This window comes from Alphaproteobacteria bacterium, assembly GCA_040905865.1.
Taxonomy (GTDB): Bacteria; Pseudomonadota; Alphaproteobacteria; order UBA8366.
On sequence record JBBDQU010000084.1, the window covers coordinates 1 to 23529 of the forward strand.

The following is a 23529-nucleotide window of genomic DNA, read 5'->3' on the forward strand; positions in this document are numbered from 1 at the left end:
GCAGGCCGGTACCGGCCTGCCCGCTCCCAGTCCGACGGACAAAAACAAATCGTGTTAATCAAAATCACCCGAAGAGATTCTGATTAGAGGCGGCCTGTTTTAGTCGTCGTCACCGTAAATTTCGGCGGCGACGCGACCCGCGTTTACGGCTGTCGGCCAGCCGGAATAGAAGGCAAGATGCGTGATCATTCCGCCGATTTCCTCTTTCGTCACGCCGTTATCCAGCGCCCGGCGCATATGCCCGCGCAGTTCATCGGTACGGTACAGCGCCGTCAGCACCGCGATGGTGATGAGGCTCCGGTCGCGCTTCGACAGATCGGTCCGTTCCCATACATCGCCGAAAAGCACGTCGTCGCGCAGCTGGCCGAGTTTCGGGACCAGTTCATAAGGGGTCTTCTTCGCCATAGTCAGGCTCCTTTCGCTGTTATCCGATTTGATTGCCGCCCAATCGGGCAGGACGGCACGGTGACTTTCCTCCCGCTGCACAAGGCAGCAGCGTCCCGATAATCTATAGACCGCCGGTACCGGCACGTCGATGGTGCGGATCAAAGGGGGCAATTGTTCTCGCGCATTCGTTGATGATAACCTCGCTTGATGCATATCGGGATGTTCATGGAATTCGGGTTCCGCGACAACGGATCGGCCGAAGGCGCTTTCAGGGAGGGGTTCGCCCTTGTCGATGCCGCGGAATCATGGGGTCTCGACAGTGCCTGGCTGTCGGAGTTTCATTTTTCCCCGGACAGATCGGTCCTTTCCTCCCCCATCGTCACGGCAAGCGCGATGGCGGCGCGCACCAGACGCATGCGTATCGGAACGGCCGTCTATGTCCTGCCGCTGACAAATCCCCTGCGCATCGCCGAAGAAGTGGCGACGCTGGACCAGATCAGCGAAGGCCGGTTTGATTTCGGCATCGGACGAAGCGGATTTGTGGGCCAGTACCACAGTTACAATATCGATTACAGTGAAAGCCAGGATCGCTTCTCGGAGGCCGTCGATATCCTGCGCGCGGCCTGGTCGGGTGAGAAATTTTCCTATAGCGGCAAATATTTTCAGGTCAACGATGCCCTCGTCGTTCCGCAGCCGGTACAGAAGCCGCACCCGCCGATGCGCATTGCCGCGGCATCGGCGGGCACGTTCGAGACTGTTGCCCGGCAGGGTGTCCCCCTCTTCGTCGGATTGCGCGGCGACGGGCTGGAAACCCTGAAGAACAGTATCGGCGTCTATCGCAAAACCTGGACGGAAGCAGGGCACGAAGGTGTCGGCAGCGTCTATCTGCGTGTCCCCATGTATGCCGCCGCATCCCCGGGCGCCGCGCGGGAAGATCCGAAGAAATCGATCCTCTGGTATTTCGAGCGGCAGGCGAAACTGCTGGCGTCTGCCGGCCGGAACCGCGGCAGCGAGGGACAGGCCAGAACCGTCGCCACCCTGTCGGCGCTCTCCTACGAGGATATTCTGGAGTCCAGGGTTGCATTCGGCACCGCGGAACAGATCATCGACCGATTGCAGGAATGGCAGGACGTCCTGGGGATCGACGGAATTATCGTTGAAACCAATGCCGGCGGCATGCTGAGCGAAGAACAGGTTCTCGCCAGCATGCGCATCATAACGCACAAGATCATGCCCGCCTTCAAATAGGCCGCTACTTCCAGGCCCAGACCGGCTGCTCCAGATGCTCCACCCGCGTGGCGCGCCCGAAAAGCGCCACTTCCCGGAACTGATAGACCACCGCCGCAGTCGGCGCGTGCACCTTCGCATTGGCAATATTCAATCGAATGATCGGCCTGTCACTTTCCGGGATCGTGCCAAATTCCGGTGTATCGGCATGGGCAAGCTGCGACAGCGGCACGAAATGTACTTTCGCCACTTCCCGCGGGTCCGGCTTGACCGTGACATTCCCGCCGGCCCACATGACGACCGGGGTGATCCGGTACCCTGACCGGCTGGGATAATCGTCCAGCAGGCCAAGCACCGTCTCCTCCCCGATATCGACGCCGACCTCTTCCTCAAGTTCGCGAAGCGCCGCCTGGATTGCCGTTTCGCCCGGCTCCACGCGGCCGCCTGGCAGGGCAAATTGCCCTGCATGTGCATTTAACTTGTTGGCCCGACGCGTCAGGAGAAAAGCCGCCCCCGCAGGCGAGTCCACCACGGTTATGGCGACGGCCGCATGCTTGAGGCCGTCCGGCTGCGTACGGCGGTCCTCAAACGCGACGACATTCGCCAGCAGACGCTGTCGCAGCACATCATTGAACAGGTACGACAAGGCCTGTTACCACCCGTAATGATGGCGCAGGGTCATTTGCGGTCCAGCGCGGCCTGCATGAGTTCAAGCCTGTCGTTGCCGAAATACATGTCATCGCCATCGATGAAGAAAGTGGGTGATCCAAACCCGCCCCTGGCAATCAGATCGTCCGTCGATGCAAACAACTGGCGTTTGACCGCATCCGTAGCGATATCCCTGAAAAATCCATCCGGGTCCATGCCGACCGCCATCGCGATGTCGCGTAACACGTCATCCTGTGAAATGTCCCGGTCATCGCGCCAATAAGCCTCGAAACAGGCGCGCGCGTAATCGGAAATTTTTCCCTGCTCGATCGCGAGAAACGCGCCGCGCAGGGCTTTTACGCTGTTCACAGGAAATACACTCGGTTTGACCATCTTCAAACCAAGGAATCGGGCCCAGTCCGCCATGTCCTTCTGGTAATAGGCATCCTTGGACGCAATCGGGTTTTCGCGGCGCTGGTAGACACTCGGGTTCACCTTGTTGAAAACCGCGCCGACGAGAAACGGCTTCCAAACCAGTTCCGCATCGTTGCGGCCGCAGAAATCCTCTATCCGGTGACATGCAAAATACGTCCACGGGCTGGATACGTCGAAAAAGAACTCAATTTTTGCCATGTTCGCTGCACCCTAGGAGCTGTAAATTATTGAAGAACGCGCCGCGCGCGGGCGCCGCCCATGATGAATGACGTATCCGCGCCGCCAAGGAAAAACCGCATGCCGCGCGTGACAAAGTCCGGCAGGATCGACTCGTCATAAACGCCGCCCAGCCCGGCCCATTTACCGGCTCCCTCCGCACTGTCAATGAACTTCTCGATTACCGCGACGAATTGCGTACTCCCGAACTGTCCCCGCATGCCCTTTGTTGCGGACAGGTCAGGCCGACCGACCAGAAGGTCGTCGACGCCATCCGCCGCCACGATTTCAGCCGCATTTTCAAAGGACTCCGGCGTTTCGATCATCATGGCGACGAGCGTTTCCTGTAAGCGTCTCTTCTCAGAATTCACGACCGCAGTCATTTGCGCTACCTTCCTCGGAACCGCCGGTTTCGGCGTGTCTTTGTGATGCCGGCTGCGTATTCTGCGTGCGGTGATCGAATTTAGCAAACCTGGATCCCGAGCATTTGACGGACCAGTCGTCACAGTTGCGCATTTGACAGAAATGAAAGGAACCGACGGCATGCATATCGGCGTCGCCATGTTTTGTACGGATTATGCAATTCCGCCCGTTGCATTGGCCATCGCGCTCGAATCGCGCGACTTTGAATCCCTGTGGCTGCCGGAACACAGCCACATTCCCTTATCGCGCGCCTCCGCCTGGCCGCAGGGCGGCGAACTGCCGAAACGGTATTACGATGTCATGGACCCCTTTGTAACGCTGGGCGCGGCAGCGGCCGTGACAGGCAGATTGAAACTGGCGACCGGCATCTGCCTGGTTGCGCAGCGGGACCCAATCCAGACGGCGAAGCAGATAGCGACGCTCGACCAGATTTCAAACGGCCGGTTCCTGTTTGGGATCGGGGCCGGCTGGAATGCGGATGAAATGGCGAACCACGGCACGGTATTCGAAACCCGCTACAAGGTCATGCGAGAGAATATCGAAGCGATGCGCTGTATCTGGACAGAGTCCAAACCGGAATACCACGGCGAATTCGTCAATTTCGATCCAATGATGACGTGGCCGAAGCCAATCCAGAAGCCCTGCCCGCCCGTCATTGTCGGCGGTGAATTTCCCCATGGCGCGCGGCGGGCGTTATCCTACGGGGACGGGTGGGTTCCCCATGCCATGCGACCTGACTACGCGTTGCTGGACAAAATGCCAGCGTTCCGCGAAATGGAAAAAAGCGCCGGCCGCAGGATACCGGTCACCGCCTTTGGCGCACCACACGATCCGGATACATGGCGCGCATATGAAGACGCCGGGATAGATCGTATCGTTCTAAGCATCGACTCGGAGCCGTCAGATATGGTACTGCCTAAACTGGATTCGTGGGCAAAGAGAATCTAGATTCTTCAATATCGAATTTAGGCAGCGCCTGCCGGATTTTATCGGGTCTTTTAAATGTCAGGCCGCAAGAAACGCGTTTTGTTTAACGCGCGGTTGCAACGGGAATGCTGCGGCGTAAATTGCCCTTTTGTATACCGTAAACGAACCTGATAAGTTCCGGCGCCGCACTGGAGAGAGGTCCTGGAATCGCCGTCAAAAAACAGGCGCCCAGGGTGTTAGGGAGTATGAATAGAATGGGATCGAACCGATATATCGCACCGCCGGGTTTCCCGGAAAACCAGGGACTTTACGATAGCCGCAACGAACACGACGCATGCGGCATCGGATTCGTTGCCAATATCAAGGGAAAAAAAAGCCATGCCATAATTGAGCAGGGGCTGCAGGTACTGGTCAATCTGACGCATCGCGGTGCCGTCGGTGCGGACCCCAAAGCCGGCGATGGCGCCGGTATCCTGATTCAGATTCCGGACGAATTCTACCGCCAGGAATGCGCGAAACTGGGATTCGACCTGCCGCCCGCCGGCGAATACGGCGTTGGCATGGTCTTTCTGCCGCGGGACGCGGATAGACGGAAATCCTGTGAGGACGCCATCGAGCAATATACGGCCACGGAAGGACAAATTCTGCTGGGTTGGCGCGACGTTCCGCTGGATGATTCCGATCTGAGCCCCACCGTCAGCGAAAACGCCCCGGTTATCCGCCAGGTCTTCATTGGGAAAGGGGCCAACTGCGCCGACACGGACGCGCTTGAACGCAAGCTGTTTGTCATCCGCAAGCAGGCCACGCGGGAAAACGACGAAACCTCCAACAGCCTCGGCGATTTCTATTTTGCGTCCCTTTCCGCCCGCACTGTCGTCTACAAGGGAATGGTTCTGGCGAACCAGGTGGCGTCATTTTATCCGGAGATACTTGACGAACGGGTCGTAACCGCGATGGCGCTGGTCCATCAGCGCTTCTCGACCAATACCTTTCCGGCGTGGCGGCTTGCCCATCCCTTCCGCATGATCTGCCACAACGGCGAAATCAACACGATGCGCGGCAATCTCAACTGGATGAACGCCCGTCGCTACGCCATGAAGTCCGACTTGTTCGGCGAGGATCTCGATAAGGTCTGGCCGCTGATTCCCGAAGGCCAGTCCGATTCGGCCGGCTTCGACAATGCGCTGGAACTGCTGGTCCGGGGCGGCTATTCCCTGGCCCATGCGATGATGATGCTGATCCCCGAAGCCTGGGACAGCAATCCGCTGATGGACAGGCAGCGTCGCGCATTTTATGAGTACCATGCAGCGCTAATGGAGCCGTGGGACGGTCCGGCGGCGGTCGCATTTTCCGATGGCCGCCAGATCGGCGCGACGCTCGACCGCAACGGCCTGCGCCCGGCGCGATATCTGGTAACCGACGACGACATGTTGCTGATGGCGTCCGAAATGGGCGTCCTGGACATACCCGAAGAGCGCATCATCCAGAAATGGCGCTTGCAGCCCGGCAAGATGCTGCTGATCGACCTGGAACAGGGCCGGATCATCGACGATGCCGAAATCAAGGCAGGGCTTGCCGGCAAACAACCCTACCAGGAATGGCTGGATCGCACGCAGATCGTCCTTGAGGATCTACCCGAAACCGGAGCGACGACGCCGGCAAGCAACACGCCGAGCCTGCTCGACCGGCAACAGGCGTTTGGCTATACGCAGGAAGACCTGAGGCAACTCATGGCGCCCATGGCGGCTACCGGGCAGGAAGCAATCGGGTCGATGGGCATCGATACCCCGCTCGCCGTCCTTTCCGACCGGCCAAAGCTGCTCTACACCTATTTCAAGCAGCTTTTCGCGCAGGTGACGAACCCGCCGATTGATCCGATCCGCGAGGAACTGGTCATGTCGCTGCTTTCGCTGATCGGGCCGCGCCCTAACCTGCTCGGTATGGACGAAAGCGGCGAATATAAGCGTCTGGAAGTCCGCCAACCCGTATTGACCAATGAAGACCTGGAGAAAATACGGACCATTGGCGATATCGCCGACAACGCATTCCGGACGATCACGATCGACCTCACCTATCCGGCGGAACAGGGTGCGGATGGCATGCGGGACGCGTTGAAAGGCATTTGCAGCCAGTCCGTCAAGGCATGCGAAGAGGGTTACAACATTATTATCCTGAGCGACCGCGCGATCAGCGAGGACCGCATCGCCATTCCGGCGCTGCTGGGAACTTCGGCTGTTCATCATCACCTTACCCGCGCCGGCCTTCGAACCGGTTCCGGACTGGTGGTCGAAACCGGCGAAGCCCGCGAGGTGCACCATTTCTGCCTGCTCGCCGGTTACGGCGCGGAAGCAATCAATCCGTATCTTGCCTTCGATACCCTGATGAGCATGCGCGATGACCTGCCGACCGAACTCAGTGAGTCCGAGTTAAAGAAGCGTTACATCAAGGCGGTTGACAAAGGAATCCTGAAGGTGATGTCGAAAATGGGTATTTCGACATACCAATCATACTGCGGTGCCCAGATCTTTGACGTGGTGGGACTGTCCAGCAATTTCGTCAAGGAGTATTTCTTCGGTACGCACACGGCCATCGAAGGCGTCGATCTGGAGCAGATTGCCATCGAAACCGTCGAACGCCACCGAATCGCTTTCGGCAGGGACCAGATTTACGAGAAATTCCTCGATGCCGGCGGCGATTACATGTTCCGGATCCGCGGCGAAGAACATTACTGGACGCCGGACACGATCGCGAGCCTGCAACATGCGGTACGCGGGAACGCCCAGCAGAAGTATCAGGAATATGCCAAGCTCGTGAACGATCAGAGCCGCAAGCTCAAGACTATCCGCGGACTGCTGGAGTTTCGCCAGGGATCTAATCCGGTACCGATAAATGAGGTGGAACCGGCCAGCGAGATCGTCAAGCGGTTCTCGACAGGCGCCATGTCGTTTGGCTCTATTTCGCGAGAAGCCCATGCGACTCTCGCCGTAGCTATGAACCGTATCGGCGGCAAGTCGAATACCGGCGAAGGCGGTGAAGAAGCAGATAGATTCAAGCCGATGGCGAACGGCGACTCCGAGCGTTCCGCCATCAAGCAGGTCGCTTCCGGGCGGTTCGGCGTGACGGCGGAGTACCTCGTCAACTCCGACATGATGCAAATCAAGATGGCGCAGGGCGCCAAGCCTGGCGAAGGGGGCCAGTTGCCGGGCCATAAAGTGGACGCGGTAATCGCAAAGGTGCGCCATTCAACGCCGGGCGTCGGTCTGATCTCGCCGCCGCCACACCATGATATCTATTCCATCGAGGATCTGGCGCAGTTGATTCACGACCTGAAGAACGTCAATCCCGAAGGCGACGTCAGCGTCAAACTGGTTTCGGAAATCGGCGTCGGCACCGTTGCGGCCGGCGTGTCCAAGGCAATGGCGGACCATGTCACGATTTCCGGCTTTGAAGGCGGAACCGGCGCCAGCCCCCTCACCTCAATTGCGCATGCCGGCTCGCCGTGGGAAATCGGCCTCGCCGAAACCCATCAGACCCTCGTTCTGAACAAACTGCGTGGCCGTATTGCCGTGCAGACGGATGGTGGCCTGCGCACCGGCAGGGATGTCGTGATCGGCGCAATGCTGGGCGCCGACGAATTTGGCTTTGCGTCCGCACCGCTGATTTCGGCCGGCTGCATCATGATGCGCAAATGCCATTTGAATACCTGTCCTGTCGGCATCGCCACCCAGGACCCGGAATTACGCAAACGGTTCATAGGGACACCGGAGCATGTCATAAACTTCTTCTTCTTCGTTGCCGAGGAAGTCCGGGAAATCATGGCTGAACTCGGCTTCCGTCGTTTCGACGAGATGATCGGGCAGTCCAACCGGCTGGATCAATCCAGGGCTATCGCCCACTACAAGGCAAAAGGCCTCGACCTGTCGCGGCTGCTGTATAAGCCCGACGCGGCGCCGGGTGTTGCGATTTACAACAGCGAACGCCAACATCACAAACTGGCCAATATCAAGGACCGGTGGCTGATCGAACAGGCCTTGCCGGCTCTCGAACAGGGCAAGCCCGTGCGCATCGAAGGCGAAATCAAGAATACGGATCGAACGGTCGGCGCAATGCTTTCCGGCGCGGTCGCCAAGCGGCACGGCCACGCGGGGCTTCCCGAAGACACGATCTCCATCAAGCTAACGGGCACCGCAGGGCAGAGCTTCGGCGCGTTTCTTGCCAATGGCATATCCCTGGAATTGATTGGCGATGCCAATGACTATGTCGGCAAGGGACTGAGTGGCGGACGCATCGTCATTTCGCCGCCGCCGGAAAGCCAGATTATACCGGAAGTGAGCATAATTGTCGGTAATACGGTCCTGTATGGCGCAACCGAAGGCGAATGCTATTTCCGCGGCGTGGCGGGAGAACGTTTTGCGGTGCGGAATTCAGGCGCCATCGCGGTCGTCGAAGGCGTTGGCGACCACGGATGCGAGTATATGACCGGCGGCATCGTTGTCGTCCTGGGGCATACCGGCCGGAATTTCGCCGCGGGCATGAGCGGCGGCATCGCCTATGTTCTCGACGAGGAAGGGAACTTCGAACAGCGCTGCAATCTCGCCATGGTCGAACTTGAACCGGTAACGGAAGAAGACGAAACCCTGGAAATAATCGGCCATCAGGGCGGCGACCTTGAAACCCATGGGAAGGTCGATGTCATGCGCGACATGACCCGGCATGATTCCGAACGATTGCACAAACTGATCGAAGCGCATGTGCATTACACGAATTCAGCGCGCGCGAAGGAAATCCTGAATAACTGGGACGAATATCAATCGAAGTTCGTGAAAGTCATGCCCGTCGACTATCGTCGGGCGTTGCAGGAAATGCAGACCGCTCGCCTCACGGCATCGGATGCCGGGATGCAAGCGGAGGGAGTATAGTATGGGAAAGATTACCGGCTTTCTCGAAATTGACCGCCAGGACCGGAAGTATGCGCCGGCCGCCGATCGTATTCGGCATTTTAAGGAGTTCGTTCTCCCCGTCGACCCGGCCCAGATTGCGCAGCAGGGTGCGCGCTGTATGGATTGCGGCATTCCCTTTTGCCAACAGGGCTGCCCGGTAAACAATATCATTCCGGACTGGAATGATCTGGTGTACCGGGACGAATGGTATGAAGCGCTGGACGTCCTGCATTCCACCAATAATTTTCCGGAATTCACGGGACGTATCTGCCCCGCGCCCTGCGAGGAAGCCTGTACACTGAATATCGACAATAACCCCGTCACCATCAAGTCCATCGAATGCGCGATCGTAGACAGGGGTTGGGATGACAATGTCATCGTCCCGGTCGTTCCCGAAACCAGAACCGGCAAGAAAATTGCCATTGTCGGATCCGGGCCGGCAGGACTGGCCGCGGCGCAGCAGCTTGCGAGAGTCGGCCACGATGTCGTTGTCTTCGAAAAAAATGCCAAGTCCGGTGGGCTCTTACGCTACGGAATTCCCGATTTCAAGATGGAAAAGCACCAGATCGACCGCCGCATCGTGCAGATGGAAGCCGAAGGCGTCGAATTCCGCAACAATTGCCACATCGGTGTCGATATGCCGGCAAAAGACCTCATGGCCGAATACGACGCCGTCATTCTTGCCGGTGGCAGCGAAACGCCACGGGATCTGAATGTGCCGGGCCGGGATCTTGAAGGCGTGGAATTCGCCATGGATTTCCTGCCGCAACAAAACCGCCGCGTAAGCGGCGAACCCCTGGGTCAGGTCGAGGAAATTTCCGCCAAGGGCAAGAATGTCGTCGTCATCGGCGGCGGCGATACCGGCTCCGATTGTATCGGAACGGCGTTCCGGCAGGGCGCCATTTCCGTGACCCAGTACGAAATCATGCCGATGCCGCCCGAAGAACCCGACAAAGGCACGACCTGGCCCAACTGGCCGCAAAAGCTGCGAACGTCGTCATCCCAGGCGGAAGGCGCCGTGCGGGACTGGTGTGTCTCCACATCCAAACTCACCGGCCGTAACGGCAAGGTCGATACGCTGCACGCCGTGCGCCTCGATGAGAAACTGAAGGAAATTCCGGGGACTGGCTTTACCGTCAAGGCAGACCTTGTCCTGCTGGCCATGGGATTCGTTCACCCGACCCACGAAGGGATGCTTCAGGAACTGGGCGTGGAACTGAACCAGTTCGGCAACGTCCAGGCAAACACGGATGACTATCGGACGTCCCTGCCAAAGGTCTTTGCAACGGGCGACATGCGGCGCGGCCAGTCGCTGGTTGTCTGGGCGATCCGGGAAGGTCGCCAGTGCGCCCGCGCGGTGGACGAGTTTCTCATGGGTGCGACCACGCTGCCGCGATAGCGGAAAACAACAGGAATTATCGGATGTCACGGATATCGTTAATACACGCCACACCGCTGGCAATAGCCCCGGTTGTCGCCGCCTTCCGGGACGAATGGCCTGACGCATCCGTGTTCAATTTCCTGGAGGATTCCCTGACGACAGATCTGAAGTCGGTTGGATCGATCGACGATTCAATCGTGCAGCGTTTCCATGCGCTGGCGCGCTACGCGACGGAAACGGGCGCCGACGGGATACTGTTCACCTGTTCGGCCTTTGGCGCGGCGATTGAGTCCGTTGCCGAAAAACATCCCTTCCTGCCGGTGCTCAAACCGAACGAGGCGATGTTCGAGGAAGCGCTCGAACGGGGCAACCGGATCGCGATGATCGCGACATTCGAACCAAGCGTACCGTCCATGCAGCGGGAATTCGAGGCAATGGCGCAGCGGATAAACCCGAAAGCGACACTTGAAACCGCCTGCGTGCCGCGGGCGATGGATGCGCTGGCGAGCGGTGACACGGAAACCCATAACCAACTGATTGCGGCGGCGGCGAAAGAATTCGCGGACCGGGACGTTCTCATGCTGGCGCAGTTTTCCATGGCTTCGGCCCGCGCGAATGTCATGGAAAATGTCTCCATACCTGTCCTGACCAGCCCGATGAGCGCTGTACGGAAACTGCGTCTGATGCTCGGCGCGTCATAACAGAAACGACGACAAGCAACGGAGACGTTATGGTTGATCTGCGTGGAGAACTCGAAGGCAAGGTCGCGATTGTCACAGGAAGCGCGCGGAATATCGGTCGCGCGACCGCAGAGGAACTGGCCCATGCGGGCGCCGCAATGGTCATCAACGCCGTACAGGCAAAGGATTTGTGCGAGGAGGTTGCCGAGGGCATCAGGGCGAAGGGCGGCAGGGCAATCCCGTTTCTGGCGGATGTCCGCGATCCCGATGCCGTAAACGCCATGGCGGCAGCCGCCATCAAGGAATTCGGCGGCATAGACATCATGGTGCACAACGCCGCCGTACGCAGCAACATATCCTTCGAGGACATGGCCTGGGAAACGTTCCACGCCAGCGTCGATCTCTCCATCAATGGCTGTTTCCATCTCGCAAAGGCCGTCCTTCCCTCGATGAAGCAGCGGGGCGGCGGCAGCATTATCGGCGTGGGCGGCATGTCGTCTTTACGCGGTTCGGCGGGGCGGTCCCATGTCATGGCGGGGAAGATGGGCCTGAACGCTTTCATCCGTGGCCTGGCGCTCGACCTGGCAAAGTATAATATTCGCGCCAATCAGGTTGTTGTCGGCAATTTCGACACGGTTCGGGAAGGTAATCCTTCCTCGGCTTCCGCCGCAACGATCGAGGCAATGCGCAAGGCGGAAGGCGCAATTCCGCTGGGGCGGCTAGGCCAGCCACAGGACATGGCGAATCTGATCCGGTTCATTGTCGGGCCCGGCGCGGAATACATGACCGGACAGACGCTGCACTCCAACGGCGGCGCCTATATGAACCTTTAGACCGCCCGTTTCATGCGCGCCTGCGGGCGGGAAATTGCCCGCATTTTCTTTGCAGAACCGTTCGAAATACCGGATGTACTGTCTGCCGTGCTGGGGCTCATCAAGTTGACAGTTCACTATGGATACGCAAGCATCATTGCCTTGGATGCGAGCAGGTCTAAGATAAAATGGCATGATCGCAGAATACCGGGACGTGAAAAGCTCATGCCCGTAACATAGAATGCCAAGACCAAGTAGTTTGGTCGTTCAGAACGGGAGGAAGACAATGATTTCCAGGAAACGTATGTTCGGCGGACGTCCGGGCAACTGGCTTACCGGCGCCGCCGCGATGGCCGCGGTATTTGGCGTTATGGCGACCGTGCAAACGGCCCAGGCGCAGAAAATTGTAACGGTCGTGCTATCAGAAGAACCTGAAGGTCTCGACGGCTGCAACTCCAATCGTTCGACCGTCGGGCGTGTGGCAAAACAGAATATTGTCGAAACGTTTACTGAGATCGACCCCAAGGATGGCAACATTACCCCGCGCCTCGCGACATCCTGGAGCAAGGTCAACGACACCACGTGGCAGTTCAAGTTGCGCGAGGGAGTCACCTTTCACGACGGCGCGCCATTCAATGCTGAAAACGCCGCGAAGGCCATATCCCGAACAATGGATTCCGGATTGGACTGCGAAACGCGTACAAAATCGTTCGGCGACTTGAAGCTGACCTCCAAAGTCATCGATGACTACACGCTTGAAATCAGCGCCAACAAACCCGTCCCCATCCTGCCGACCCGGATGGGTGTCGTATCGATTTCATCGCCGAATACCCCGACGGACAAGCTGGTCCTGAATCCGGTCGGTACAGGCCCCTACGTTTTTGAAAACTGGACTCCCGGCCAGGAAATCACGCTCAAGCGGTTTGACGGCTACTGGGGCGAAAAGCCCGAAGTGGAAGGCGCGCGCTATATCTGGCGCTCCGAGTCAACGGTCCGTGCCGCGATGGTAAATGTCGGCGAAGCGGACATTGCGCCGAATATCGCAGTGCAGGATGCAACCGATCCCAAAATGGATTTCAGCTATCCGAATTCGGAAACCACCCGGCTGCGCCTCGACCTGTCGCGTCCGCCGCTGGACGACAAGCGGATCCGCCTCGCCCTCAACTATGCATTCGACCGGGAAGCCCTTCGTGGCAGCGTATTGCCAAAGGACGTCGAGCACGCCACACAGATTATCGTGCCGAGTATCAATGGCCATAATCCAAATCTGAAGGTCATGAAATACGACCCGGACCTGGCGATGAAGCTGATTGCCGAGGCGAAGGCAGCCGGCGTACCGGTTGAGACGGAAATCGAAATCGTCGGGCGGACCAATATCTATCCGAACGGCACCGAGGCAATGGAAGCAATGATGGCCATGTTCCAGGCGGTTGGCCTGAACGTGAAACTTCGTATGCTCGAAGTCGGCAGCTGGTTGAAATATCTCACAAAGCCGTACGACGAGAATCGTGGCCCGATCATGCTTCAGGCAATGCACGACAACAACAACGGCGATGCGGTGTTCTCTATTTACAACAAGTTCGCCTGTGACGGCGCGCAATCGGCAATCTGCTTCAAGGACCTGGACGAAAAGATCGCCAAAGCCTCCACATTATCCGGCGATGAACGCCGCAAGGCGTGGCAGGAAGTCAACCGGATCATTTATGAAGATATCCTCTCCGACGTCTGGATGTACCATATGGTCGGTTATTCCCGCGTGGGAAGCCGGATCAACTTCACCCCCAGCATCTCGACCAACAGTGAACTTCACCTCGAGGACATAACGTTCAAGTAGAGCGTCTCGACTTCGAATCCTGGAATCGCTACCCGGCCATGGCGGCCGGGTAGTATCCACTGTACCGGCCATACCCCGCTAGAATCGCAATTGCCAATCGAAAATCGGGGACGGCTGAGGGAAGGCTTATGGGGCAATATCTCGGACAACGGGCGCTTCACAGCGGTATCGCCTTGATTGGCCTGATCCTGGCCGTTTTCTTTCTCGTCCGACTGACGGGAGACCCCACAGACCTGTACCTGCCGATCGATGCCTCGCTGGAAACCCGACGGGAATTCGCCCAGAAACACGGGTTCGACCGGCCGGCAACCGAACAGTTCGTCCAGTTCCTGAAAGACGTATCCAATGGCGACCTTGGCTATTCCCTGCGCAAGCAGCGGCCCGCCATGGAACTCGTCCTTGAAGCTTATCCCACGACACTGGCCCTTGCCGGCGTTGCAATGACGCTGTCCATTGTCCTTGCGGTTATTGTCGGAGCTGTTGCCGCATATCGTCCGGGGGGTATTTTTGACAGGATCAGCGGAATAGCGTCCCTCGCGGGCGCCAGTGCGCCCGATTTCTGGGTCGCAATAACCGGAATACTGTTGTTCGCGGTTACCTTCCGATGGCTTCCGACCTCGGGTATTGGTGGGATTGAATACTGGATACTGCCCATCTTCGTACTGATGCTGCGACCGTTCGGGCTGATGGTGCAGGTCGTCCGCGCATCCATGCTTGGCGCCCTGTCCTCGGCTTACGTCAAAACCGCCCGTGCGAAAGGCGTCCGCGAAACATCCGTCATTTTCGTTCACGCCCTGCGCAACGCCTGCATTTCGATCGTCACAGTGGCCGGCGACCTGGCCGTCGGACTGATCAATGGCGCCGTGATCGTCGAGACGGTCTTCGGCTGGCCCGGCGTCGGGAAGCTGATGATCGATGCGGTCATCCAGCGCGATTTCCCGACCGTGCAAGCCGCCGTCATGGTAACGGCGACCGCCATTTTCCTCCTGAATATCGTGATCGACCTGCTGTATCTGGCGCTCGATCCGCGCATACGCCACCAATAGTCCGGAGCAAAGACGGCATGACAACGGCGGAACAGGAAGCATTAATCATCCGGCGCGGCGTGCCGTGGTGGCGACTGCTGATGCGCGACAGGTTCGCTTTTGTCGCCGCAATCTGGCTCCTGATCCTTTTTGCCTGCTTCCTGATCGGCCCCGAATTGTTCGGCAAGGCCGCGACGACGCTCAATCTGCGCGCCCGCAACCTGCCGCCGGGCTCGTTGGAGCATGGGTGGCTGATGCTTCTGGGTGGCGATGCTCTGGGCCGCAGCATGCTTGCCCGGCTGATCGTCGCCTCCCGGAACACACTGACGGTCGCTCTCTGCTCCGTGGTGCTCGCCATGATCGCCGGCGGCATCCTGGGTATGATTGCCGGGTATATCGGGCGCGGCGTCGGTCACGTCATCATGCGGTTCGCCGACATCCTCCAGAGTTTTCCTTCGCTGTTGCTGGCGGTTGTCGTTCTGTATGTGCTCGAGCCAAGCGTCACCAACCTGATTATCGTCCTGGCGATAACGCGTATGCCGATCTACCTGCGCGTTACCCGGGCCGAAGTCCTGGAAATCCGTGAACGGGTCTTCGTGGATGCCGCGAACGCACTGGGCGGCAGCAACTATCACATCCTGCGGCGCCATATAGCGCCGGTCGTCGCACCGACGCTACTGACAATCCTGACCGTCGATTTTTCGATTGTGATGCTGGCCGAGTCGAGCCTCAGCTTTCTCGGAATTGGTATCCAGCCGCCGGAAATCACCTGGGGCCTCATGGTTGCGCAGGGTCGGAATTACCTGAGTCAGGCCTGGTGGCTCGCCTTCTTCCCGGGACTCGCCATCATGCTGGCGACGCTATCCGGTAATATTCTGTCCAACTGGCTACGAATCGTCAGCGATCCGGAGCAGAGATGGCGCCTCGAAACACCGAGAAACAGCAATGAGTGACGCCCCAGTCCTGAAAGTCGATGACCTTCGGATCCAGTTTCGCAGCGGTCGGGAAACAGTCCATGCGGTCAATGGCGCGTCCTTTCAGGTGAACGCGGGCGAAACTGCCGCCATTCTGGGCGAAAGCGGGTCGGGAAAGAGTGTGACCGCATCCGCGGTCATGCGGCTTCTGCAAAGTCCCCCCGCCTATGTCACGGGAGGAACGGTCCGCTTCAAGGGACTGGATGTCCTGTCCATGCCCCTTGAGAAATGGCGGGAATACTGCGGCCGTGACGTCGCCATGGTATTTCAGGATGCGTTGACATCGCTCAATCCTGTCTTCAGCGTCGGCTGGCAGATCGCGGAACTGTTCCGCACGCACGGCGTTGCGTCCGGCAGGGAAGCCGATGCCCGTGCGGTTGAACTGCTGGAACGCGTGGGCATACCGGATCCCGCAACCAGAGCCAGGGATTACACCCATCAGTTTTCGGGCGGCATGCGGCAGCGTGTCATGATCGCCATGGCGATTGCCCTGGGACCGGACCTGCTGATTGCCGACGAACCGACAACCGCGCTCGACGTGACGGTCCAGGCGCAGATCATGGAATTGCTGGAAGGTCTGCGGCAGGAATCGGACATGTCGATGATCCTGATTACCCATGACCTTGGCGTTGTTGCCGATGTCGCCGACTATGTGGCCGTCATGTATGCCGGTCGCGTCGTCGAGAGCGGGCCGGTCTCCGATGTATTAAGCCGGCCCGGACATGCCTATACCCTCGCCCTGCTCGATTCCGTGCCCCAGGCGCGCGGAAAGGGCACAAAGCTGCGTCCCATTATCGGCTCACCGCCGGATCTCGCCCGAATTCCGAAAGGATGCGCCTTCAATCCCCGCTGCCGGTTCGCCACCGATATCTGCCGGCAGGAAACGCCGCCCGGTATCGCCGTAGCCGCGGGGCGCGTCGCGGAATGTCACCATGCTGACCAGGTGTTTAATGATGGATAATGCCGCGACGACAGGTGCGGGCGACGATACGCCAATTCTGGAAGTCCGTAATCTGGTCAAGTATTTCCCGGTCGGGAGCGGCCTTTCGTTCAGACGGAATACCGGCGTCGTCAAGGCCGTGGATGGCGTCAGTTTTGCGCTTCGTCCCGGCGAGACCCTCGGGCTGGTCGGCGAAAGCGGATGTGGCAAATCAACGGTCGCCCGGACATTGTTGCGGCTTGAAGAGCCGACCGATGGCAGCGCCATGTTTCGCGGTCAGGATATCTTCAAGGCCCCGCCGCACGAACTGAAAGAAATCCGCCGGCGCCTCCAGGTCATCTTCCAGGACCCCTATGCGTCGCTGAATCCGCGCATGACGGTGGCGGAGATCATTGGCGAACCCTGGGTCATTCACCCCGGCGCCCTGCCGCCGGCGGAGCGTCGCGACCGGGTCAGGAGCCTGCTTGAAAGCGTCGGACTGCGCCGAGAACATGCGGAGCGGTATCCGCATGAATTTTCCGGCGGGCAGCGCCAGCGCATCGGCATCGCCCGCGCCATCGCACTGGAACCCGAAGTATTGATCTGCGACGAGCCGGTTTCCGCGCTCGATGTTTCGGTACAGGCGCAGGTCATCAACCTGCTGATGGAAATTCAGGAACGCATGGGCATCGCCTATGTCTTCATCGCCCATGACCTTTCGGTCGTACGGCACATGTCGCATCGCGTGGCCGTCATGTATCTGGGCCGGATTGTTGAAATCGGGACCGAGGACGAGGTCTATAATCACCCGCGTCACCCGTATACCAAGGCCCTGCTTTCGGCCGAGCCGTCACTCGATTTTTCATCCGCCCGGAAAAAGCATCGGCGGATTATTCTCAAGGGCGAGGTGCCGAGCCCCGCCAACCCGCCGTCAGGTTGCCGGTTTCGAAACCGCTGCTGGAAGGCGCAGGAAATATGCGCCGGCGAAGCACCGCCGCTGGAACGCGCCGGCGGACAGATGACAGCCTGCTATTTTCCGGAAGACGATACGTCGGCGAAGTCTTAAGGCCGTCGATTACGGGCTGCAGGCCTTGCGCCATTGCCGCTGTTCCCTCATTTCTTCGTCAGATAACGCCTTCCTCGGACAGCGCGGCGATTTCGCTTTCTTCCATGCCAAGCCAGTCCGCGAAAACCGAACTGTTATCCTGGCCGATTTCCGGAAAAAATTCGAGGTCACTGGAGTCGTATTCCGACAACCGGATCGGCGACGTCGGCAGGACGATCTCGCCCAGTTCGGGATGGGTGCGGTTCACCAGCATGCCGCGTGCGTGCATATGCGGGTCATTACGCACATCGGCAATATTCCGGATTGGCGCAACGGGTATCTTGGCATCCCGCATTTTGCCGAATGCTTCGTCGCGGCTATGGACCTTGGTCCAGGCTTCGATCATTTCGTTTATTTCGGCTTCCCGATCGTGCCGCTTGAAATTTCCTTCGTAGTCCGGGTCCCCCCTCAGATCCTCGCGTCCGATAACCTGCAGGACCCGGTCCCAATGCGTTTCCGCGACGCACATCATGGCGATCCAGCCATCGCTGCAGCGGTATCGTCCATAGGGTGTGGTGATGGAGGGCGTCTTGTCGCCCCGGCGCGGCGACAGTTTTCCGGTATTATGGTAGGCGGTGAATTCGCTGCTGAGGGTGAAATACATCGCTTCTATCATCGCGGTTTCCACCAGTGTCCCCTTGCCTGTTGCATGACGGCCGAACAGCGCCTGCAACACGCCGGCATACATGTGGATCCCTCCCATGATGTCTATCGGCGTACCGCCCGCCCGCGCCGGCGGACCGCCCGCTTCACCGGTGATACTCATCAGACCGCAGGCCGCCTGGATGGTGTGATCCATGGCAAGCTGGTCCCGGTCCGGTCCGGACAGTCCATAACCCGTGGCGGATGCATAAATCAGCCGCGGATTGATTTCCCGCATGACCGACCAGCCCAGACCCAGCCGATCCATCGTTCCCGGGGCAAAATTCTCCAGCAGGACATCGGCCTTCCTTGCCATATCCTTCAGGATTTCCTTGCCGCGCGGCGTCTTCAGGTCGATCGTCACGCTCTTCTTGTTGGAATTGAGCATCGCGAATGCCATCGGCGTCTTTTCGCCCTGCCGCCGGATCCTGTCGCCGTCATGCGGTTCCACCTTGACCACCTCGGCGCCGGCCATGGCCATCAGGAACGCCGCATAGGGGCCCTGGTAAATCTGGGTCAGGTCCAGGACCCGGATACCGCTCAATGCCTGCATGATGTCCGGTCCATTTCCCGACTAAAGCGCCGGCACGTCAAGAACGCGGCAATCCGGCGCGAAGGAAAGCGGCGCTGCCGTCAGTTCCTGCAGGCCGTCCCGGGACAGGCCTTCGATGATTTCGTGGACCAGAAAACCGCCAGGCGTCACCTCGACAACAGCATGATCGGTATAGATCCAGTCGACGACGCCAATCCCGGTTTCAGGATAGCTGCATTTTTCCACCAGCCGGGGTTCACCGTCGCGCGTCACATGCGCCATGACGACCCAGACCGATTTTGCGCCGACCGCCAGGTCCATCGCGCCGCCGACAAGTGGGCCCTTGTTGGGAATCATGGCGTCCCAGTTTGCAAGGTTGCCGCTCGACGAAACCTGAAAGCCGCCGAGAAGGGTAACGTCGATATGGCCGCCGCGGATCATGGCGAAAGCCATCGCCGAATCGACCAGGGAAGCGCCTTCGCGCAATGTGATTTTCTGGCTCCCCGCATCGACAAAATCCAGATCTTCTTTTCCCGGTTCGGCAACGGGACCGACGCCGACAATGCCGTTTTCGGATTGAAAAATGATGTCAGCATCCTTGGGTGCATAATTGGCCGCGAGAACCGGCATGCCCATGCCGAGATTCACATACCAGCCTTCGCGGAGGCCCTGCGCGGCGCGCCAGGCAATCTGGTTTCTGTTCAATGGTGTCATTATTTTCTCCAGAATTCCTAGCGTCCGTCCGGCAACTGGATAACGCGGTTAACGAAGATACCCGATATATCCGCGCCGTTCGGCGGCAGGGCCTCATCCTGCAGGCTCGTCACTTCAACCACCGAGGTTTTTGCCGCCATCGCCATGGAGGGGCCGAAATTCGCTTGCAGGCCCCGGAAGGCCACGTTGCCCCAACGGTCCGCGACATGGCCGCGCAACAGCGCGAAATCCGCCGTCAATGCCGTTTCCATCAGGCATTCCCGGCCATTGAACACGCGGGATTCCTTGCCTTCCGCCAGTTTCGTACCGACCCCTGTCGGCGTGTAGAACGCCGGAATTCCCGCGCCCCCGGCACGCAATCGCTCCGCAAAACTGCCCTGCGGCACCAGTTCCAGTGCCAGCGCGCCGCTTTGTATCTGTCGTTCGTAGATGCCCGGCTCCTTGCCCGGACTTCTGGCGGCGGAACAGATCGCCCTGGTGACCCGTTCATCGGAAAACAGCGATGGCGCCGTGTATTCGATGAAGCGAATACTGTTGAGGATCAGGGTCAGGTTGCGCGCACTGGTCCGTTCCAGCGCCCGCACCAGCGCAATAGGCAGTCCGGCCCCGCCAAATCCGCTCACCATGATGGAGCAGCCGTCGATCAACCCTTCCAACGCCTGTTCCACGGTCGCCACACGCTTGTCTATCATCTGTTTTGTTCTGCCTCTGAAATTCAATCGCCCGCATGTTAGCGACCTTGACCGCGCGCAACCAATAGCCAATGCGCTATCGAACTCAAATAGCCACCGGTTCTACCTTGCATAACAGCGTCTTCAGGTTGACCTGATCCGAAATGGCATCGCGCTGCATGCGGTCCGTCAGGAAGTTTACCGACTTCCAGGGATTATGCGGTTGCCGTTCGCCCCAGCCGATCGGTACATATGCCGCGCTCTTGCGGATACCCGGGGTCAGCCACGCGACCGCCTCAACCGAACCATGCGCCGTGGTGACCCGAACGCGGTCGCCGTCAGCGATTTTCAATTCGCCGCCGCGTTCCGGATGCAGTTGAACATACATGTCCGCCCACATCTCCTGGGCCTGCCAGGCGTAATGGGTCCAGCTGTGGAAATGCGGGGCCGCCGCGCGGCCGGTGACGAGTTCCATATCAAAACCCTGATCGCGCAGCTTCGCGCCAGGCCCCGCCGCGTTCGTGCTGACAATTCTGGCAGTCGACGCGCCCGTCGCCGCGGCGAAGGGCGACAGCACCCCCATTTCGGCATCTGTCGCCAGAAGTTCCAGATACGGCAGGTCGATAAGCTGTTCCCGCTCGCTGAAGAATTCCGGCAGTATCGGCAGGCCGAGCTTCGCGAATTTCTCCGCCATTGGTTCTGTCCAGAATTCCAGTCGTCCGCTTGGCGTCGGAAAGCGCTTTTCATTGCCGCGCAAGGATTCTTCCAGAAAGAGCGTCTCCAGTTCCGGCGAATCCGCGCGGGGCAGCGGATAGCGTCGCCAGCGGTATGGCGAGGCGCGCAACATATCCGTCGTGCAGCCGCGCAAATCGTCGCTGCGGGCGCACATGTGATCCCAGAATACAGCAGGCTCCTTGAATTCCTCTTTCAGGACGTCGTCGAAGCCGAACCGTTTGCCCAATTCGACCCAGATCCACCCGTCCGATTTCGCCTCACCGGGCGGATCGATCAGCTTTTCGTTCCAGACCACACGCCTGTCGTCATTGCCGCGATTGACGCCGCCCCGTTCGATCCCGGTCGCGACCGGCAGCAGATAATCCGCATAGGCCGATGTCTCGTTCTCATACAGATCCATGTGCACCACGAGATCCAGCGCCAGCATCGCCGCACGCGCATCGTCCTGGCCGGGCCAGTGCGACATAGGGTTATTGCCCGCCAGCAGAGCCTTGATAGGATAGGGCTTGCCGTCGCGCATCGCGTCGATCCAGCCGGCTGGGTTGCGCCGGACCATCGGCTTTTCAACCGGCGCACGGCGACTTTCCGGCAGTTCCGGGCTCATCGACGACCCGGACGCCATATTGAAAAAGCCGCCGCCGCGCCGCGCCCAGTTCCCTGTACAGGCCGCCAGAAACATGAACACCCGATTTGTCTGCACCCCATTGCTATGCTGGTTCAGTCCCCGGCTGCCGAAGATCATGCAGCCATCCGCCGCCGCGATATCCTCCGCCAGTTGCCTGATATCCGCCGCGGGAATATCGGTAATTTCCGCCGCCCATTCCGGCGTATAGCCGCGCTCCAAGATGTAATCGCGCCAGCGTTCCCATCCTTCGATCCAGCGCGCACAGAAATCGCTGTCATGCAGTTCGTTGCTGAAAATATGATGGATCAGGGCCAGGCCGAGCGCCATGTCGGTGCCGGAACGAATACCGAGCCATTTATCCGACTTGCTCGCCGTGACCGTAAACCGGGGGTCGACGGTCACCATCCTGGCGCCGTTCCTTATCCGCCAGTCATTGACCATGCCGAAATAGACCGGCCGCGTTTCCGCCTGATTGTCGCCAATGAACAGGTACATGCCGGCGCTGCCGATATCATCCGGCGTATAGCTGTTGGGAATCAGCACCACGCCCTGCGTCAGTGAATAGGCAATCGCCTTGCCGGAAGAGCAGAGCGCTTCGGTGCTGCCGGCGTTCGGCGTCCCCCATAATTTTGCAAACAGCGGAACATAGGCTCGGGATGTCATCACCCCGGACCGCGTTCCCGCAAACAGCGCAACGGCCTCCGTCCCCCATTCCTCGCGGATCGCCCGCATCTTTTCGGCAATTTCGTCCAGCGCCTGTTCCCAGCTGATCCGTTCGAATCGCGATTCCCCGCGCGCGCCAACCCGCTTCTGCGGATACATCAGCCGGCCCGGATCGTTATAAATCTGCAGGGTCATCTGCGATTTCGGGCAAATTCGCCCCGCGAGCACGGGATCCTTGTCGTTCCCGGTTATCCTGACCAGCTTGTCGCCCTTGAAATGGTAATTCAGCGAACAGGCGTTGAAGCAGATATTGCAGCCGCCGGGTTCGACGCGATCCGCCGCCCGTGCATCCGCCGTCTCGCCATAGGGAAATTCCGTATCCGCCGGCCGCGCCGCGCCCTGCCAGGTCCCCGGCAGAGTCATCGCAACGGTTTGCAGCGTTGTTTCCCGCGTGCGCAGCGGCTCCAGATAGACTGTCCCCGGCCCCAGCAGATAATCGTCCGTATCGCGGATTATTCGCCCCGCCGCCCGGGCTTCGGCAACCAGCGTATCGCGTTCGCCAAAGCGAATCGCCATGCCCGGACATACCGAGGCGCAGGCTGTCGTCTCGCCTTCCCCGCGATACGATACGCACAGGTCGCATTTCACGGCATGATGATCGGCGGCATCGAACCCCATCGCACCATACGGACAGGCCAGAACGCATTCACCGCATCCCGTGCACCGGTCGTCATCCAGGCTGACGATACCGCTGACCGGGTCCTTGCCAATCGCTTTCGGACTGACGGGGCAGGCCCGCAGACAGGCGGGGCGTTCGCAGTGCTGGCACATGGTCGGCAGGAATTCCAGTGCGGCAGCGTCCGTCCCCTGCAACCAGACGACCTTGTTCCGGTTCACAGAAGGGCCCAGGCCATGGGCCTGCTTGCAGGCGGCTTCGCAACTCTTGCAGCCGGTGCAGCGCTCCAGGTCGATCAGCAGCGCGAGCCGCCCCGGATTTTCGTCAAGTTCAGCCAT

The 23529-nt window shown here is 59.4% G+C and carries 19 protein-coding genes; 11 read left to right on the forward strand and 8 right to left on the reverse strand.

Going from position 1 to position 23529, the window contains the following annotated elements; translation table 11 throughout:
* Positions 1-99: 99 nt before the first annotated feature.
* Positions 100-405 (reverse strand): carboxymuconolactone decarboxylase family protein, encoded by a 306-nt coding sequence (locus tag WD767_19660; protein ID MEX2618307.1) that lies wholly within the window; start codon positions 403-405, stop codon positions 100-102.
* A gap of 201 nt (positions 406-606) precedes the next feature.
* On the opposite strand from WD767_19660, the gene WD767_19665 reads away from it, so the two are divergent.
* Complete coding sequence (locus tag WD767_19665; GenBank protein MEX2618308.1) at positions 607-1635, forward strand: LLM class flavin-dependent oxidoreductase; 1029 nt, start codon at positions 607-609, stop codon at positions 1633-1635.
* A 4-nt stretch (positions 1636-1639) separates the two neighbouring features.
* Here WD767_19665 and WD767_19670 read toward each other — a convergent pair whose 3' ends face one another.
* From WD767_19670 to WD767_19680, 3 genes are read right to left on the reverse strand one after another with little or no spacing between them, the layout of a single operon-like run.
* On the reverse strand, positions 1640-2260 hold the full coding sequence (locus WD767_19670) for a CoA pyrophosphatase (GenBank protein ID MEX2618309.1): 621 nt from the start codon (positions 2258-2260) through the stop codon (positions 1640-1642).
* A gap of 32 nt (positions 2261-2292) precedes the next feature.
* Positions 2293-2895, reverse strand: coding sequence for a 2-hydroxychromene-2-carboxylate isomerase (locus WD767_19675; GenBank protein ID MEX2618310.1), 603 nt, complete (start codon positions 2893-2895; stop codon positions 2293-2295).
* Positions 2896-2921: 26 nt separating this feature from the next.
* A complete protein-coding gene (locus WD767_19680; GenBank protein MEX2618311.1) occupies positions 2922-3476 on the reverse strand; it encodes an aldolase/citrate lyase family protein in 555 nt (184 codons plus the stop codon).
* Between WD767_19680 and WD767_19685 the strand changes: the two genes are divergently transcribed.
* The 10 genes from WD767_19685 (at position 3439) to WD767_19730 (ending at position 17894) form a co-directional block, all read left to right on the forward strand.
* On the forward strand, positions 3439-4284 hold the full coding sequence (locus WD767_19685) for an LLM class F420-dependent oxidoreductase (GenBank protein MEX2618312.1): 846 nt from the start codon (positions 3439-3441) through the stop codon (positions 4282-4284). The two genes, WD767_19680 and WD767_19685, sit on opposite strands and share 38 nt — an antisense overlap.
* A 233-nt stretch (positions 4285-4517) precedes the next feature.
* On the forward strand, positions 4518-9182 hold the full coding sequence (gltB, locus tag WD767_19690; protein MEX2618313.1) for a glutamate synthase large subunit: 4665 nt from the start codon (positions 4518-4520) through the stop codon (positions 9180-9182).
* Position 9183: 1 nt separating this feature from the next.
* Entirely contained in the window at positions 9184-10602 is a 1419-nt protein-coding gene (locus WD767_19695; protein ID MEX2618314.1) for a glutamate synthase subunit beta, read from the forward strand.
* A gap of 23 nt (positions 10603-10625) precedes the next feature.
* The gene (locus WD767_19700; GenBank protein ID MEX2618315.1) at positions 10626-11285 is read left to right on the forward strand and encodes an aspartate/glutamate racemase family protein; all 660 of its coding nucleotides are present in this window, start codon (positions 10626-10628) and stop codon (positions 11283-11285) included.
* Positions 11286-11314: 29 nt separating this feature from the next.
* A complete protein-coding gene (locus WD767_19705; GenBank protein MEX2618316.1) occupies positions 11315-12097 on the forward strand; it encodes an SDR family oxidoreductase in 783 nt (260 codons plus the stop codon).
* A gap of 265 nt (positions 12098-12362) precedes the next feature.
* On the forward strand, positions 12363-13910 hold the full coding sequence (locus tag WD767_19710; GenBank protein ID MEX2618317.1) for an ABC transporter substrate-binding protein: 1548 nt from the start codon (positions 12363-12365) through the stop codon (positions 13908-13910).
* Positions 13911-14038: 128 nt separating this feature from the next.
* Complete coding sequence (locus WD767_19715; GenBank protein ID MEX2618318.1) at positions 14039-14956, forward strand: ABC transporter permease; 918 nt, start codon at positions 14039-14041, stop codon at positions 14954-14956.
* A 17-nt stretch (positions 14957-14973) separates the two neighbouring features.
* A complete protein-coding gene (locus tag WD767_19720) occupies positions 14974-15888 on the forward strand; it encodes an ABC transporter permease (GenBank protein MEX2618319.1) in 915 nt (304 codons plus the stop codon).
* Positions 15881-16870, forward strand: coding sequence for an ABC transporter ATP-binding protein (locus WD767_19725; protein ID MEX2618320.1), 990 nt, complete (start codon positions 15881-15883; stop codon positions 16868-16870). Before WD767_19720 ends, WD767_19725 begins: the two co-directional genes overlap by 8 nt.
* On the forward strand, positions 16860-17894 hold the full coding sequence (locus WD767_19730) for a dipeptide ABC transporter ATP-binding protein (protein ID MEX2618321.1): 1035 nt from the start codon (positions 16860-16862) through the stop codon (positions 17892-17894). The genes WD767_19725 and WD767_19730 overlap by 11 nt, the downstream gene beginning before the upstream one ends.
* 58 nt (positions 17895-17952) lie before the next feature.
* Here the strand turns inward: WD767_19730 and WD767_19735 are convergent, their stop codons facing one another.
* The 4 genes from WD767_19735 to WD767_19750 all read right to left on the reverse strand — a co-directional run bounded on the left by WD767_19735 (position 17953) and on the right by WD767_19750 (position 23529).
* A complete protein-coding gene (locus WD767_19735; protein ID MEX2618322.1) occupies positions 17953-19128 on the reverse strand; it encodes a CoA transferase in 1176 nt (391 codons plus the stop codon).
* A gap of 21 nt (positions 19129-19149) precedes the next feature.
* The gene (locus WD767_19740; protein ID MEX2618323.1) at positions 19150-19821 is read right to left on the reverse strand and encodes a 3-oxoacid CoA-transferase subunit B; all 672 of its coding nucleotides are present in this window, start codon (positions 19819-19821) and stop codon (positions 19150-19152) included.
* 17 nt (positions 19822-19838) lie between these two features.
* Complete coding sequence (locus WD767_19745) at positions 19839-20513, reverse strand: 3-oxoacid CoA-transferase subunit A (protein MEX2618324.1); 675 nt, start codon at positions 20511-20513, stop codon at positions 19839-19841.
* An 85-nt stretch (positions 20514-20598) separates the two neighbouring features.
* Entirely contained in the window at positions 20599-23529 is a 2931-nt protein-coding gene (locus WD767_19750) for a molybdopterin-dependent oxidoreductase (GenBank protein ID MEX2618325.1), read from the reverse strand.